This is a genomic window from Saprospiraceae bacterium (assembly GCA_016717265.1).
Lineage (GTDB): Bacteria > Bacteroidota > Bacteroidia > Chitinophagales > Saprospiraceae > Vicinibacter.
The window spans coordinates 3,104,827-3,118,620 of record JADKFX010000001.1 but is presented as its reverse complement, the minus strand read 5'-3'; the positions used below and the strand labels follow the sequence as shown (position 1 = coordinate 3,118,620).

The window sequence follows — 13,794 nt, the reverse complement described above, 5'->3', positions numbered from 1 at the left end:
TATATTAATTTCAAAATTAATTGCGGTGAGACGCAATTATAGTTTTCTTTGGATTTTGTTTTTAGGTCTTAAATTGCAATAAAATTTGGATCTGCTTTCATCTTTCACTTGGATCTATATTGTTATTTTTTATAAAGGTAATTTTAAATTTATTTAAGTTTATTGGTCTGAAATACCTTTCTGGGTTTTGGGGGTATTTTAATAAAGCTTCCTTTGGTCGATGTGGTCTTTTCTCAAATCCTCCTCCGCAGTTAGGGCACACATTGAATAGGATGTTGGCAACACAATCTGAACAAAAGGTGCATTCAAAAGAACAAATCATTGCAAACTTACTTTCATTTGCTAAGTCCTTTCCGCAATTTTCACAAATAGGTCTTATTTCTAGCATATGGTAAAATTATTTAAGTTAAACAAAGTTCCATTTTAATATTTGATCTTTTGTAATGTGAATTGTTAAATTCACATTCCTTAAAGCCATATTTTTTATATAGATTAATAGCTGGAATTAATTTTGTATTTGAAAAGAGGATGACTTTTTTTGCCCCTAATTCCTTGGCCTTTTGCAAACAATGTTCTATTAATTTGTTTCCAATGCCATTTCCCTGCGCATTTTCTGTAACCGCCATTTTGCCTAACTCAAATGTAAATTCATCTATTTTAAGAAGGGTGGCAGTCCCAGCAATAGCATTATTCATCTTGGCATAATAAATATGACCGCCTTTAAGTATAATTTCATTTTCTGGATCAGAAAGTTGAATAAGATCTAAGGGTTCGACACTAAAGTGTTTTTCAAGCCATTCGATATTTAAAGTTTTAATAGCGCTTCTATTGGTTGGGTTAAAATCTATGATAGTTGCCATGCGATCAGGAATTAAACATAATTAATAATTTTATAAGAACTTACTAGGTATTGATAATTTTGATTTTAATTATTTTTTCAAAGTAAATAATTTTCATCATGTCTGTTCAGGATTTTATAAAATTAGTGGTTTTTGATTTGATTACAAACTTAAGTTATTAGCAATTTTTGATTTTCGAGATTGTTTTTAAAATTGCTTATTTTAGTTTCGTATTGATCTTTTAATTCCTCATTGGTTATCCCAATTTTATCCTTAAAATTTTGATTAAATAATGGAAGCGAAAAGCTTTCAATAATTTCAGCGCCACATTTAGGGAAGAAAGCCATCGCCGCAGCCATTACGTTGCCGCCGCCAAAGCCTCCCGGTGAAGTACTCATGATAAACATCGGTTTTGATTTAAAAATATTAATATCAATTCTGGAGCACCAGTCAAATATGTTTTTAAAAGCTACGGTATAAGATCGATTATGTTCGGCTAATGATAGAATTATAGCATCACAAGACTCTATTTGTGCAAGAAAATTATAGGCTTTTTGAGGAAATCCATCCTTTAACTGTCGATCGACAGAAAACAAAGGCATTTCATAATCATTTAAATCTAAAAGATTGATTTCTATATTTTGAAAATAAGTAAGTGTATGTATAACAAGTTTCCGATTGATAGACTGGACACTATTGCTTCCAGCAAATGCAAGTATTTTCATATACTCAATAACAGCAAGCAATATTAAATTGTTTACAGATTCTTAAAGCTATTTATATTTTGGTTAAACGTATAATTAGAGTAGTATTATTGGGGTATTGAATTTATAAGTATATTTATTTTTTAGCTCATGGAATGGATAATATTTTTGTTTTTGTGTCTAAATGTTTTTATTGGATTTAACAAATTTTATTTTTTTTGAATTTCTAATTGAATATCTTCTTTTAGGTTGATCAAGGTCATTTTATATAATGATGTTGATCATACCTTCATAGGTAGTAAAATAGTTTATTTGCGATGTAAAAAATCTTGTATGGCAGTTTATCATACGCAGGGTAGAATACCCCACAAAAGGCATGTAGTTTTTCGTCAAAAAAATGGTAGTTTATACCATGAAGAGTTATTTGGAACAGAAGGTTTCTCATCTACTTCGTCATTAGTATATCATCTTCGTCCACCCACAAGGGTACGCCAGATTGGAAAACCTTGGTCCATAAGACCTGAAATTGCCATACAAGATAATTTACAAGCATTGAGTTTTTCAAGCTTTAAGGTTTTGCCGCATGCTGATTATATAGAAAGTAGAAAAACATTGTTTTTAAATCATGATATGTCTGTAAGTATTGCAGCTCCGAATGCGAATCTAGATTCCTATTTTTTCAAGAATGCAGATGCTGATGAAATGATTTTTATTCATCAGGGATCAGGGCGTTTAATTTCAAGTTACGGAACGGTTGCCTTTGAGTATGGGGATTACTTAATTATTCCCAGAGGAACAGTATATCAGATGGAATTTGATACTACCGAAAACCGACATCTCATCGTTGAGTCTCATGGGCCTATTAGAACCCCTTCACGATATCGAAATAATATGGGCCAATATCTTGAACACTCTCCATTTTGTGAACGCGATTTTAAGTTGCCACAAAATCTAGAAACGCATGATGAAGAAGGGGAGTTTTTATTGCGTATCAAAAAGCGAGGTATGATTTATCCTTTTTTATATGCAAATCATCCTTTTGATGTTGTTGGGTGGGATGGTTATAATTATCCTTATGGTATTTCTATTTTTGACTTCGAGCCAATTACTGGAAGAATTCATATGCCTCCACCGATTCATCAGCAGTTTGAGGCTAAAGGATTTGTAATTTGTTCTTTTGTACCGCGGCTTTATGATTATCATCCGGATGCTATTCCTGCTCCTTACCACCATTCTAATATCGATTCTGATGAAATTTTGTATTATGTTGATGGTGATTTTATGAGTCGGAATAATATTCAAAAAGGACAATTGACCTTGCATCCTTCAGGTATACCTCATGGCCCACATCCAGGTGCTATTGAACGCAGTATCGGTAAAAAAGAGACCCAAGAATTAGCTGTAATGATTGATCCATTTAGCCCGGTTAGTATTACAAAAGATGCGATGCAAATCGAAGTTAAAGATTATTATAAATCTTGGTTAGAAGAACCCGCTTTTGTTTAATACAAAGGATTCAAGGTATAATATTATATTTAATTATAAGATAAATTGACTTTATGAAAGATCTCACTACTGTACAGAATTATAATTATGCTGGTGATAAAATATTTGCAAAAGCAAAAGATTTTCTGCCTATTAATGGGACCGATTTCGTAGAATTATACGTAGGGAATGCAAAGCAGGCTGCTCATTATTATAAAACTGCATTTGGTTTCCAATCATTGGCATATTCTGGATTAGAAACCGGGAATAAAGATCGAACATCTTATGTTTTGCAACAAGATAAAATAAGATTAGTATTAACAACACCGTTTAATCCGGATAGTGAAATTTCTCATCACATACGGATTCATGGGGATGGTGTAAAGTATATAGCACTCTGGGTTGATGATGCCAGAGTGGCTTATGAAGAAACAGTTTCCCGAGGTGCCAAATCATTCTTAGAGCCTTCTGTAGTTAAAGATGAATATGGAGAAATTGTTAAATCTGGAATTCATACCTACGGTGATACCATCCATCTTTTTATTGAACGAAAAAATTATAAAGGTCTATTTATGCCGGGCTATGTTTCCTGGAATTCTGAATATTGTCCGGATTCAATTGGTTTAAAGTATATTGATCATATGGTTGGAAATGTGGAACTTGGAGGTATGAATAAATGGGCCAAATTTTATGAAGATGTCATGGGTTTTGCAAATTTAGTAACATTTGATGATAAAGATATCTCTACACAGTATACGGCATTAATGAGTAAAGTGATGACGAATGGGAACGGCCGTATTAAGTTTCCAATTAATGAACCTGCTCACGGATTAAAAAAATCACAGATTGAAGAATATCTTGATTTTTATAAAGGTCCGGGATGTCAACATATCGCAGTTGCTACGGATGATATTGTTTTTACAGTAAGTGAAATGCGTAGACGAGGCGTAGAATTTTTATATGTACCTGGAAATTATTATGATACGGTTGGTGAACGTGTGGGTTTAATTGAAGAGGATATGGAGATATTGCATAAGCTTGGTATCATGGTGGATCGCGATGAAGATGGCTATTTATTGCAAATATTTACCCGACCCGTAGAGGATCGTCCTACTTTGTTTTTTGAAATCATACAACGGAAAGGAGCAAAATCATTTGGTAAAGGAAATTTTAAAGCCTTATTTGAAAGTATCGAAGAGGAACAAAGTCGTCGAGGAACATTATAATAGATATGCAAAGAATACGAATAACACGGAAGTTTGTTTTTGACATGGCGCATGCTTTACTTGGTTATGACGGACCCTGTAAAAACATTCACGGTCATACCTATAAATTAGCCGTTACCTTTAGAGGTTTGATTATGCATAATCATGGACATCCAAAGGATGGTATGGTATATGATTTTTCAAATATTAAAAAACTTATTGAAAAGAAAATTCTAGATCAATTTGATCATTGCTTGGTTTTATCGGATAAAGAAGATAAGGAAATTGTTCATAAAATCGGACAGCGGTATGAAAAATTAGTACTTTTAAATGACCAGCCAACCTGTGAAAATTTATTGATAGATTTTATGAAACTAATATGTAATGATATACCAGACGAACTTGAATTAGTTGCTATTAGACTAGATGAAACAACTAATTCATATGCGGAATGGAGGATAGAAGATCAAGCGTGAAAGCTTTAGGAAGCAGATATAGAAAATTATAAATTCTATAGCATCTAAATTTAAAACATCTGGAAAATTAAGATTGTTTTACCAATTGAATTTCGCAAACAATAGAAACTTCTTCACTAACCAGGATGCCACCTGTTTCTAATGGTGCATTCCAGTTGAGGCCCCAATCTTTCCGATTGATTTTACCGTGCACTGAAAACGCAGCCTTATGATTTCCCCAGGGGTCTTTTACAACACCTCCAAATTCAACTTGAAGTTTAATTCTTTTTGTAATGCCTTTAATCGTTAAATCACCATGCATTTCATAGCTTCCATCGTCATCTAAATTTTCAAATGTATTTGCAATAAAATTGATTTCTTTATAGTTTTCTACATCAAAGAAATCCGGACCCTTTAAATGTTCATCGCGTTTAAGATCTCCGGATTCAATGGTTGCTGGATTTAACCACAGATCAATTTCGGAAGTCATGAAGTCTTCACCTGTAGTATAAATGCTCGCTTCAACTTCTTTAAAATTACCGCGAATACTAGCAATCATTAAATGTTTTACTTTAAAGCCAAATTCACTATGTGCAAGGTCAATTCCCCATTTGGTTTTATTTGAATTGTCAGCGTTAGCCATGTTTGTTGGATTCATGAGATTATTGTGTATTTTACTTTGACAACATTTTGATCATTAGGATTTAAATGCTTTAAAGTTTGAATAAAATAAAAGGAAAGTATCCGTTGGTATAATAAAACGAATTAGCCCCGCCATATTAATGACAAAATTACTTTCAGTTAGTAATTTCAGAACTAAATATTGAGTTTTAATTAAATAATCCGTTTTCCTTGAATTATTCTAAGGATTATAGCAATTACCGCAATTACTAAAAGGATATGAATGATTCCTCCTGTTCCGTAACCCACAAATCCAATAAGCCAAGCAATGACCAGAATTACTGCAATGATATAAAGTAAATTTCCCATGATTTTGTTTTTTAATTGGTTTAAAATTAAACTTCTCAAAGATACTTAACATTAAGGGTGGTTTGATTTACATAAATTTATTAAATATTTACATATTTCTCACATTTGTGGTTAAATATCAAAGAACTTGCAAACGGAGAATTGTATAAATAATATAGTGCATTCTTATTTTCAAAATTAACCTTTGAAAATTTTTGAACAGTCATATGTAAAAAATGTAACTCTTTCTTTTAAGAATGTAACTGGATTAAATTTTATAGTCTCAATTTTGTGATGAAATCTAATCTTAAATTATTAATTATGAAAACTTTGGAAAACAAGATTTACGCAAGCATTTTTTTTGTGACTATGTTTGTATGCAGTTCATTTATTAGCGATGCTCAAAAAGCTGAATTCGGTTTGCGATTTATGCCAACATTTACATCTTTTGGCTTAAGATCATCTTCAGGAGGAACCGTTTCTGGTGAAGTAACATTAGGATATGGAATTGGTGCCTTATTGGGATTTAATTTTTCTGATAATGTAGGTGTTCAGGGAGAATTGATCTACAGTACTTTGAATCAAAAGTATAAAGAGCAAGATGTTGAGCAAAATATCAAATTGAAATATATTAATATTCCTTTGTTGCTTTCACTTAACACTGGTAAAACAAATGCTGTGAATTTAAACATTGTAGCGGGGCCACAAATCGGCATAAGCGTTGGAAGTAAATTACTTACTTCTGGAGGAAATGGGTCGTCACAAGCAGTTCTTTCTGTTAAAAAAGGAGATTTAGGTTTTGCTTATGGAGCAGGACTTGACTTTGGAATTACTGCAGATCAATTATTCCGACTTGGTTTAGGCTTCAGAGGTGTTCTGGGAATAATCGATATCAGTGATAATAGTGGTTCTACATCTACAAATTCATATTATATATTGGATCGTACACATTTAAAAACTTATTCAGGATATATTGGAGTATCCATTTTATTTTAAAAATCAATTGGTTTAATTGAAATAGCTTTACTAATAGAGCACGAAGCCCGTTACGAATCGTAATGGGCTTACGTGTTCTAGGTTGTCACCTTGTTTCATTTGGCACTAAATAAAAGATCTAAAGAATTGTTTATGACACTCAAGACAAATAATGAAATGGATTAATTTCTTTGGGAGGAGAAAAATCATTTAAATAAGTTGCATGAGATTGTAAAGAATACTTTGGAATCGGAAGAATTAATAATACAAAATTTATTGAACCCTCCTATTGAAACCTTGAGTCAGGGTCAATTGATTTCAGATAAAATAGCTCGGTTTGGAGGAAGTTGGCGTTTTATGATGCTTTTTGTTATTGTACTTTTTATCTGGATATTGTTCAATATATTTATTATTCATAAATTTAAGTTTGATCCCTATCCTTTTATTTTTATGAATTTAATTTTATCTTGTATAGCTGCTTTGCAAGCTCCTATTATAATGATGAGTCAAAATCGTCAGGAAGAAAAAGATCGCATGAGAAGTGAAAATGATTATTTGATAAATTTAAAAGCTGAAATGCAAATCAGAAGTCTTCATCAAAAAATGGACTTATTACTAGAAGACCAAATAAAAACCCTTTTTGATACTCAAGAAAAGCAGTTTGAATTGCTTAAGGAAATTAATCTTAGACTTGAACGCCATTTAAATAATCTTGTTTAAAATGCGAGTTGGTAATTTTCAAGTTTAAACTGCCTTTTCTTTGCCATAATGCAATTCAATGTTTCTGTTAGTTTATATTAATTTTCAGTGAAAAATGCAATTTATCGTTAATTAAATATAACTTTTATTTATTTTGTTGTTTAATCTTTGTATTTAATAGTATTTATTTAATTGTTCCAATGAGAAATATCAAGCTAGAAGAACTTGACGAATTACAAACTGAGATCATAGTCATTAGAAGATCAGTCGTGATGATTAGTGTCACTTTAATTGGAGTTTTGCTGCTGTTTTTAATATTAATTTCGCATATTTCAATCCAGAACTAAAGGAATTCAAGCTTTAGAATGTATTTATTTTTTTGTATTGAATCTTCTAATATTTTTATTGTTTTCAGGGTAATCAGAAGAATTTCTAAAAATATGAAGCTTTTCCATTAGTTTTATATATCGAGGATCAGTCATGGGCTCGTTTTTTATTCATATATTCCAAATTGTTAGGAATATATGTGATAAATGTAACTTATTGAAATTTAGATGTAAATATTTAGTGCTGATCTGATTGAACTTTGTACTTTCTTCACTATTATTTTTTCTTATTTGAAATTACATATTAAATATATGGTTAGTAACCGCTGCAAAATAGCAGTGAAGGAGGTATTGAATAAATTGAAACTTCATTTTATTGTTATAGATTTAGGGGAAGTTGAGATTATGGAGGACTTGTCGATTCAACAATGGGATACCTTAAAAGAGTTGCTTCATGGTTTTGGATTTGAATTGATGGATGATAAAAAAGGACTTTTGATTCAACGTATTAAAATTGCAATTGCTGAAATTTTAAACCTTGAAGGGGAGTTTAACAAGGCAGAATTTTCAACAATTTTAAGTCAAAAATTAAATTTAGATTACAATTACTTAGCCTCCTTGTTTTCAGAAATGCAAGGAATTACTATTTTGCAATATTTGCACATTCAAAAAATCGAATTAATTAAAGAGCTTATAATTTACGGAGAATTAAGTATTACGCAAATTGCATGGAAATTAAACTATAGCAGTGTAGCGCATTTGTCAAATCAATTTAAAAAAATTACAGGTCTTTCTCCTTCGCATTTTAAATTAGTGAAAGAAGAGCGGTATAAAGCTTCGCAGGAAATTATTTTAAAAGATATTTAATCTAAGATTTCAATAAATGCACTTAAAAATATGGATACAAAACAAAAGTCGATGTATGCTAGAAGTTTAATTGAAGCAAGTTTAGACCCATTAGTTACGATAAGTACTGAAGGCAAGATTACAGATATGAACGAGGCTTTAACCAGTATTACCGGTGTTTCAAGGGAGCAACTTAAAGGTACTGATTTTAAAGATTATTTTACAGATCCTAGTAAAGCTAGACAAGTCTACCAGGAGGTTTTTGCGAAAGGTTTTGTAACTAATTATCCACTCACTATTAAAGATCATCAACTTACTGAGGTTTTATTTAATGGCTCTGTTTATAAGGATGAATTAGGAAATGTTATGGGGGCTGTTGTTGTTGCTAGAGATATAACAGAGCACAAAAGGATTGAAAGAGAGCTTACAGAAGCAATGATCTTTGCGGAGCTCGCTACAGGTATTGCTGAAGAGGCAAAATTTAAGGCTGAACGAGCTACGCAAATTGCAGAAGATGCAGTCAAAGCAAAACAGCAATTCTTATCTAATATGAGTCATGAAATCAGGACTCCTATGAATGCTATCATCGGATTTACCAAGGTGATACTAAAAACTAATTTAACAGAAAAGCAAAGAGAGTATTTAACATCTATTAAAATAAGTGGAGATGCACTCATTGTGCTTATTAATGATATATTGGATTTGGCTAAGGTTGATTCAGGAAAAATGATTTTTGAAAAAACTTCTTTTAAATTGGCCATATCTATTTCTGCAATGCTCCATTTGTTTGAGACAAAAATTCATGAAAAGAATTTGAAGCTAATTGTAAATTATGATAAAAACATTCCGGAAGTATTAATGGGTGATCCCGTTCGATTGCATCAAATTATTTTAAATTTGGTGGGTAATGCTGTGAAGTTTACAGGCAAAGGAAGTATAACGGTAGGTGTACATATGTTGGAGGCTGATGATACTTCGGTCAGAATTATGTTTTCTGTAGAAGATACAGGTATTGGGATTGCCGAGAATAAAATTAATTTTATTTTTGAAAATTTTCAGCAGGCTGGTAGTGACACATCAAGACTTTATGGGGGTACAGGACTAGGTCTGGCTATTGTTAAACAATTAGTGGAGCATCAAGGGGGTGCCATTCAAGTTCAAAGTTCTGAGGGAAAGGGATCCCTCTTTAGTTTTGATTTAAGTTTTCAAAAGACAGATGGCTTGGCGGTTACAGAATTGGGAATTGAGGAATTGGATACAGGAATATATGCATTAAATGTCCTGGTTGTTGAAGATATTGCTTTGAACCAATTGCTGATGAAAACTTTATTGGATGATTTTGGTTTTACATGCGAAATAGCATCAAATGGTAAACAAGCGATAGAAAAATTGGCACAAAATGATAAATTCGGTGACCCAATGAAATTTGATATTATATTAATGGACCTTCAAATGCCAGAGATGAATGGGTTTGAAACTACTGAATATATTCGGAACGTACTAAGGTCAAATATTCCAATAATTGCACTTACTGCAGATGTGACTACAGCAGATTTGTCAAAATGTAAAGCAGTTGGGATGAATGACTATATTTCTAAACCAGTGGATGACCGCTTATTGTTTAGTAAAATGGTTACCATATTAAAAAGTCAGGAATATAACGTGGATACAGAATCGAAAATATTGGAAAATGGTATGGACAGAAAATTGAAATGCATAAACTTAGCTTATTTAATGAATAGGACAAAGTCAGATCCTAAATTAATGCAGGAAATGATATCATTGTATTTGATACAAACACCTCCGTTAATTCGGGAAATGAAAAAAAGTCTGCAAAATAGTGATTGGTCTGCTTTACATGCAGCTATTCACAAGATGATTCCTTCCTTTTCAATTGTAGGTATAAGTTCTGATTTTGAGAATATTGCAAAAAAAATACAAGATTTTGCCATTGCGCAACAATTTTCAGAAGAAATTCATGATATGGTCCAACAAATTGAAACTATTTGTTTGCAAGCTTGTATTGAATTAGAAGAAGAGATTAAAATATATAAATCGATAAAGTCATGAATAATCGCAAAGCAAAAGTATTTCTAGTAGATGACGATGCACTTTATTTGAAGACCTTGGAACTTCAATTTAAAGCGCTTGAAAACTTTGAAATACAAACTTTTATTACAGGGGAGCAATGCATTGAAAATTTGCATCTTCAACCCGATATTATTGTTTTGGATTATTGGCTTAATGGTATTGAAAAAAATGCGATGAATGGTCTAAATACTTTAGATATTATAAAACAAAGGAACGCAGATATAGCAGTTATTATGCTTTCTTCTCAAGATAGTATTGAAATAGCCATAAATTGTATGCATCATTTGGCTATGGATTATGTAGTCAAAAGTGAAACTGCTTTTTTAAGATTACAAAAGATATTCGATGGGATAATTCGGTTTAAAGTTATGGAGTCCGAATTAAACTGGTATATGGATCGAATGTAATTTTATTTCAAATGTCTATTTTCCTTATTTGAATTCTAGTATTTTATAAAAAGTCTGCATGGTCATTTCGAATTCATTAAGAAGACTGGGTTATACTTTATTTTATCATAGAAATCTCCATTCAATCTGTAAAAAATGTAACTAATACTATTTTTTGTATAACGTATCTGCATTCATTATGTGGATCTTTGCTTACTTTAAATTATTTAATTATTAAACTTAACAAAATGAAAAAAGTAAGAAATTATTTGTTGGCAGCTCTTCTGTTGATGTCTATGTTGCCAATGCAATTAAGCGCTAGTTCAGATTCTAATTTAAATTCAAGGACGAATTCAAAGCCTATAGAATCAACTGAATACAAATCGCTTTTACTTCGTGTAAATGAGATTAAAACATTGGATAGATCAAAACTTAACAATACAGAGAAAAAACAAGTTCGTAAAGAATTACAAGATATAAAGAATAAGTTGCAGCGATTTAGTGGAGTTTATCTTTCCGTAGGCGCAATAATTATTATCGTTTTAATTTTAATTTTATTGTTTTAATCCTATTGCATTATGGTGCGATTGTTATTATTATTTTTGAATATTTGAAATTATAAGTTGCAATTCAATGGGGAATTTACTTTACTTTATAGCAGTTATTTTAATACTTATTTGGCTTATTGGCTTTTTAGGTTATGGTACAGGGGGCCTTATTCACATTCTTTTAGTAATTGCAATTATTGTAATTCTATTAAGAATTATCCAGGGAAAGGAACCAGTTTAGAATTCTTCGTTTTATTGTATTCTTCTAATTGTTTGTCCCTGTATTGTTTAACCTAATAGTCCAATAACCATTGACTTATAAGTATGACTTTGGTTTTTGAGATTGCTTTTTAAATTTTTGGATTATTATTTACTTAAATTATTTATTTTAAAGTTAAGAATGAAATAAATTATATTATGCAAACAAGAACCATAGGAATAGTTTTCGTAGTACTTGGGGTTGTCATGATGATCTATACCCGTTTTCATTTTATGACCAGCAAAAAAATTGTGGATATTGGTCCCATAGAAATTACTAAAGAAGTTAATAATCCAGTACAATGGTCTCCTATTTTAGGTGCCTTGTTATTGGTCTCAGGAATTATATTGATCATCGTAAATAGATCTAAGAAAGTGTAACATATTACGACGTTTAAAACATAGAGTAATCTCCTATTTCTGAATTACAAAGTTTTTTGCAAGGATGGAATTGTAGCATTTGCGGATCAATAAAATTAAATATTTTTATATTACTAACCGTAAAATCTAATTAAATGAATAAATCAATTTTAACAGGAGTAACTTTTGCTTTTTTTTCATGTGCATTATTGACAAATTGTAATAGTCCGGCAGAAAAAGTGACGAATGCTCAGAATGAAGTGACACAAGCAAAGATTGACTTGGAAAAGGCAAATCAGGAGTATATCCAGGATATGCAAGACTTTAAAAGCGAAACGGCACAAAAAATTGCTGCCAATGAACAAAATATTTCAGAATTTAAATCAAGGATTGAGCATGAGAAGAAGGAAGCGAAAGCTGAGTATCAGAAAAGAATTGCAGAGCTAGAGCAAAAAAATTCTGATATTAAGAAGAAATTGGATGATTACAAGTTAGAAGGGAAGGATAATTGGGAAAAATTTAAGACAGAGTTTAAACAGGATATGGATGAACTTGGCAGTGCCTTCAAAGGATTTACGGAAGCTAAATCAAAATAAAATATTTGAGACTAGATTAATAGTTTAAAATTCGCCTTCCAGATTGCTTAATTTGGAAGGTTTTTTATTGAAATATATTTCTGTATCTTTGTTAAATTACTATGAGAAGACTTGAAAACAAAGTAGTTTTGATTACTGGTGGAGCATCTGGAATCGGGAAAGCATGTGCGCTTTCTGCAGTAAATGAAGGTGCTCAAGTTGCGCTACTTGATATTGAGAATGATCTTTTGAGTGAGACTATGGATGCCTTATTGAAAGTGAGTCCTACTGCAATTTTTATTCCATGTGATGTTTCTGTATTTGCGCAAGTGCAATTAGCAATGGATACAGTTATTCAATCCTTTGGCAGATTGGATGTGGCATTAAACAATGCAGGTATTGGTGGAAAATCTGCCGTTATAGGAGATATGAGTCTGGAAAACTGGCTAGAAGTAATGGGAGTAAATTTGAATGGTGTTTTTAATTGCATGAAATTTGAATTGCAGGAAATGCTTAAACAGCAGCATGGTGTTATTGTAAATATGTCGTCTATTCTTGGTAAAGTTGGCATCGCTGGTTCTGCTCATTATGTTGCTGCTAAACATGGAGTGATAGGATTAACGCAAACAGCTGCATTAGAATATTCAGCAAAAGGAATTAGAATCAATGCAATTTGTCCTGGTTTTATTGATACCCCATTATTGAAAAAAGTTGGAATCGATGATCGCCCGGAAGTTAAACAGCGTATTATTGGTTTACATCCTATGCAACGCTTAGGAAAATCTGAAGAAATTGCAAATGCATTTATCTTTCTTGCTTCAGATGAAAGTTCATTTATTACTGGAACTAGTTTGGAGATTGAAGGCGGTTATTTGGCACAATAAACATACAAGTTTAAGTATAAAATATTTTCTGCATTAAGTACTGTTGTGTTTACTATAAGTTCTAGTTGTGAAGCTATCCCTTTGCAATTTTGATGAGTTGATTAAATAAAGGCTATTCTATCTATTTGTTTAAATTATATTATAATAAATTAAATATGGAAACTATGTAATTCTTTCGGAGATTTATGT

Annotated in this window: 18 protein-coding genes; 13 read left to right on the top strand and 5 right to left on the bottom strand. The window is 31.5% G+C overall.

The window, feature by feature from the left end:
* Positions 1-97: 97 nt before the first annotated feature.
* From IPO86_12255 to IPO86_12245, 3 genes are all read right to left on the bottom strand, one after another.
* Positions 98-388 carry a DUF1272 domain-containing protein gene (locus tag IPO86_12255; GenBank protein ID MBK9728879.1) on the bottom strand — a complete coding sequence of 97 codons (291 nt, stop codon included), beginning with the start codon at positions 386-388 and terminating at the stop codon, positions 98-100.
* A gap of 13 nt (positions 389-401) precedes the next feature.
* Complete coding sequence (locus IPO86_12250) at positions 402-860, bottom strand: GNAT family N-acetyltransferase (GenBank protein MBK9728878.1); 459 nt, start codon at positions 858-860, stop codon at positions 402-404.
* A 149-nt stretch (positions 861-1,009) separates the two neighbouring features.
* Positions 1,010-1,564 (bottom strand): NAD(P)H-dependent oxidoreductase, encoded by a 555-nt coding sequence (locus tag IPO86_12245; GenBank protein MBK9728877.1) that lies wholly within the window; start codon positions 1,562-1,564, stop codon positions 1,010-1,012.
* Positions 1,565-1,876: 312 nt separating this feature from the next.
* Here IPO86_12245 and IPO86_12240 point away from each other — a divergent pair, with 312 nt between their 5' ends.
* Genes IPO86_12240 through IPO86_12230 form a run of 3 tightly spaced genes read left to right on the top strand, consistent with a single transcriptional unit; the run spans position 1,877 to position 4,709 of the window.
* On the top strand, positions 1,877-3,049 hold the full coding sequence (locus IPO86_12240; GenBank protein ID MBK9728876.1) for a homogentisate 1,2-dioxygenase: 1,173 nt from the start codon (positions 1,877-1,879) through the stop codon (positions 3,047-3,049).
* A gap of 53 nt (positions 3,050-3,102) precedes the next feature.
* Positions 3,103-4,254: a 4-hydroxyphenylpyruvate dioxygenase gene (gene hppD, locus IPO86_12235; protein ID MBK9728875.1), complete on the top strand. Its 1,152-nt coding sequence runs from the start codon at positions 3,103-3,105 to the stop codon at positions 4,252-4,254.
* Between the two features lie 5 nt (positions 4,255-4,259).
* Positions 4,260-4,709 (top strand): 6-carboxytetrahydropterin synthase, encoded by a 450-nt coding sequence (locus tag IPO86_12230; protein MBK9728874.1) that lies wholly within the window; start codon positions 4,260-4,262, stop codon positions 4,707-4,709.
* 67 nt (positions 4,710-4,776) lie between these two features.
* Here the strand turns inward: IPO86_12230 and IPO86_12225 are convergent, their stop codons facing one another.
* A complete protein-coding gene (locus IPO86_12225; protein MBK9728873.1) occupies positions 4,777-5,331 on the bottom strand; it encodes a polyisoprenoid-binding protein in 555 nt (184 codons plus the stop codon).
* Between the two features lie 191 nt (positions 5,332-5,522).
* Positions 5,523-5,678, bottom strand: coding sequence for a lmo0937 family membrane protein (locus tag IPO86_12220; GenBank protein ID MBK9728872.1), 156 nt, complete (start codon positions 5,676-5,678; stop codon positions 5,523-5,525).
* A 300-nt stretch (positions 5,679-5,978) separates the two neighbouring features.
* Here IPO86_12220 and IPO86_12215 point away from each other — a divergent pair, with 300 nt between their 5' ends.
* The 10 genes from IPO86_12215 (at position 5,979) to IPO86_12170 (ending at position 13,605) form a co-directional block, all read left to right on the top strand.
* A complete protein-coding gene (locus tag IPO86_12215; GenBank protein ID MBK9728871.1) occupies positions 5,979-6,653 on the top strand; it encodes a PorT family protein in 675 nt (224 codons plus the stop codon).
* A gap of 198 nt (positions 6,654-6,851) precedes the next feature.
* Positions 6,852-7,352 carry a DUF1003 domain-containing protein gene (locus tag IPO86_12210; protein ID MBK9728870.1) on the top strand — a complete coding sequence of 167 codons (501 nt, stop codon included), beginning with the start codon at positions 6,852-6,854 and terminating at the stop codon, positions 7,350-7,352.
* Between the two features lie 617 nt (positions 7,353-7,969).
* Complete coding sequence (locus tag IPO86_12205; GenBank protein MBK9728869.1) at positions 7,970-8,524, top strand: helix-turn-helix transcriptional regulator; 555 nt, start codon at positions 7,970-7,972, stop codon at positions 8,522-8,524.
* Positions 8,525-8,554: 30 nt separating this feature from the next.
* Positions 8,555-10,573 (top strand): response regulator, encoded by a 2,019-nt coding sequence (locus IPO86_12200; GenBank protein MBK9728868.1) that lies wholly within the window; start codon positions 8,555-8,557, stop codon positions 10,571-10,573.
* Complete coding sequence (locus IPO86_12195; protein MBK9728867.1) at positions 10,570-11,001, top strand: response regulator; 432 nt, start codon at positions 10,570-10,572, stop codon at positions 10,999-11,001. The genes IPO86_12200 and IPO86_12195 overlap by 4 nt, the downstream gene beginning before the upstream one ends.
* 284 nt (positions 11,002-11,285) lie before the next feature.
* Positions 11,286-11,546 carry a hypothetical protein gene (locus IPO86_12190; GenBank protein MBK9728866.1) on the top strand — a complete coding sequence of 87 codons (261 nt, stop codon included), beginning with the start codon at positions 11,286-11,288 and terminating at the stop codon, positions 11,544-11,546.
* 67 nt (positions 11,547-11,613) lie between these two features.
* Positions 11,614-11,769 carry a lmo0937 family membrane protein gene (locus IPO86_12185; GenBank protein ID MBK9728865.1) on the top strand — a complete coding sequence of 52 codons (156 nt, stop codon included), beginning with the start codon at positions 11,614-11,616 and terminating at the stop codon, positions 11,767-11,769.
* A 176-nt stretch (positions 11,770-11,945) separates the two neighbouring features.
* Complete coding sequence (locus IPO86_12180; protein ID MBK9728864.1) at positions 11,946-12,167, top strand: hypothetical protein; 222 nt, start codon at positions 11,946-11,948, stop codon at positions 12,165-12,167.
* Between the two features lie 134 nt (positions 12,168-12,301).
* Positions 12,302-12,742, top strand: coding sequence for a peptidase M23 (locus IPO86_12175; protein MBK9728863.1), 441 nt, complete (start codon positions 12,302-12,304; stop codon positions 12,740-12,742).
* A gap of 101 nt (positions 12,743-12,843) precedes the next feature.
* Positions 12,844-13,605 carry an SDR family oxidoreductase gene (locus IPO86_12170; GenBank protein ID MBK9728862.1) on the top strand — a complete coding sequence of 254 codons (762 nt, stop codon included), beginning with the start codon at positions 12,844-12,846 and terminating at the stop codon, positions 13,603-13,605.
* Positions 13,606-13,794 lie beyond the last annotated feature (189 nt).

What these genes read in the sequence shown, in the direction of transcription:
- IPO86_12215 (MBK9728871.1), top strand. Translation starts at nt 5,979, where the DNA reads ATGAAAACTTTGGAAAACAAGATTTACGCAAGCATTTTTTTTGTGACT.
- IPO86_12185 (MBK9728865.1), top strand. Translation starts at nt 11,614, where the DNA reads ATGGGGAATTTACTTTACTTTATAGCAGTTATTTTAATACTTATTTGG.
- IPO86_12250 (MBK9728878.1), bottom strand. Translation starts at nt 860, where the DNA reads ATGGCAACTATCATAGATTTTAACCCAACCAATAGAAGCGCTATTAAA.
- IPO86_12175 (MBK9728863.1), top strand. Translation starts at nt 12,302, where the DNA reads ATGAATAAATCAATTTTAACAGGAGTAACTTTTGCTTTTTTTTCATGT.
- IPO86_12200 (MBK9728868.1), top strand. Translation starts at nt 8,555, where the DNA reads ATGGATACAAAACAAAAGTCGATGTATGCTAGAAGTTTAATTGAAGCA.
- IPO86_12220 (MBK9728872.1), bottom strand. Translation starts at nt 5,678, where the DNA reads ATGGGAAATTTACTTTATATCATTGCAGTAATTCTGGTCATTGCTTGG.
- hppD (MBK9728875.1), top strand. Translation starts at nt 3,103, where the DNA reads ATGAAAGATCTCACTACTGTACAGAATTATAATTATGCTGGTGATAAA.
- IPO86_12230 (MBK9728874.1), top strand. Translation starts at nt 4,260, where the DNA reads ATGCAAAGAATACGAATAACACGGAAGTTTGTTTTTGACATGGCGCAT.
- IPO86_12170 (MBK9728862.1), top strand. Translation starts at nt 12,844, where the DNA reads ATGAGAAGACTTGAAAACAAAGTAGTTTTGATTACTGGTGGAGCATCT.
- IPO86_12255 (MBK9728879.1), bottom strand. Translation starts at nt 388, where the DNA reads ATGCTAGAAATAAGACCTATTTGTGAAAATTGCGGAAAGGACTTAGCA.
- IPO86_12190 (MBK9728866.1), top strand. Translation starts at nt 11,286, where the DNA reads ATGCAATTAAGCGCTAGTTCAGATTCTAATTTAAATTCAAGGACGAAT.
- IPO86_12225 (MBK9728873.1), bottom strand. Translation starts at nt 5,331, where the DNA reads ATGGCTAACGCTGACAATTCAAATAAAACCAAATGGGGAATTGACCTT.
- IPO86_12240 (MBK9728876.1), top strand. Translation starts at nt 1,877, where the DNA reads ATGGCAGTTTATCATACGCAGGGTAGAATACCCCACAAAAGGCATGTA.
- IPO86_12205 (MBK9728869.1), top strand. Translation starts at nt 7,970, where the DNA reads ATGGTTAGTAACCGCTGCAAAATAGCAGTGAAGGAGGTATTGAATAAA.
- IPO86_12245 (MBK9728877.1), bottom strand. Translation starts at nt 1,564, where the DNA reads ATGAAAATACTTGCATTTGCTGGAAGCAATAGTGTCCAGTCTATCAAT.
- IPO86_12180 (MBK9728864.1), top strand. Translation starts at nt 11,946, where the DNA reads ATGCAAACAAGAACCATAGGAATAGTTTTCGTAGTACTTGGGGTTGTC.
- IPO86_12195 (MBK9728867.1), top strand. Translation starts at nt 10,570, where the DNA reads ATGAATAATCGCAAAGCAAAAGTATTTCTAGTAGATGACGATGCACTT.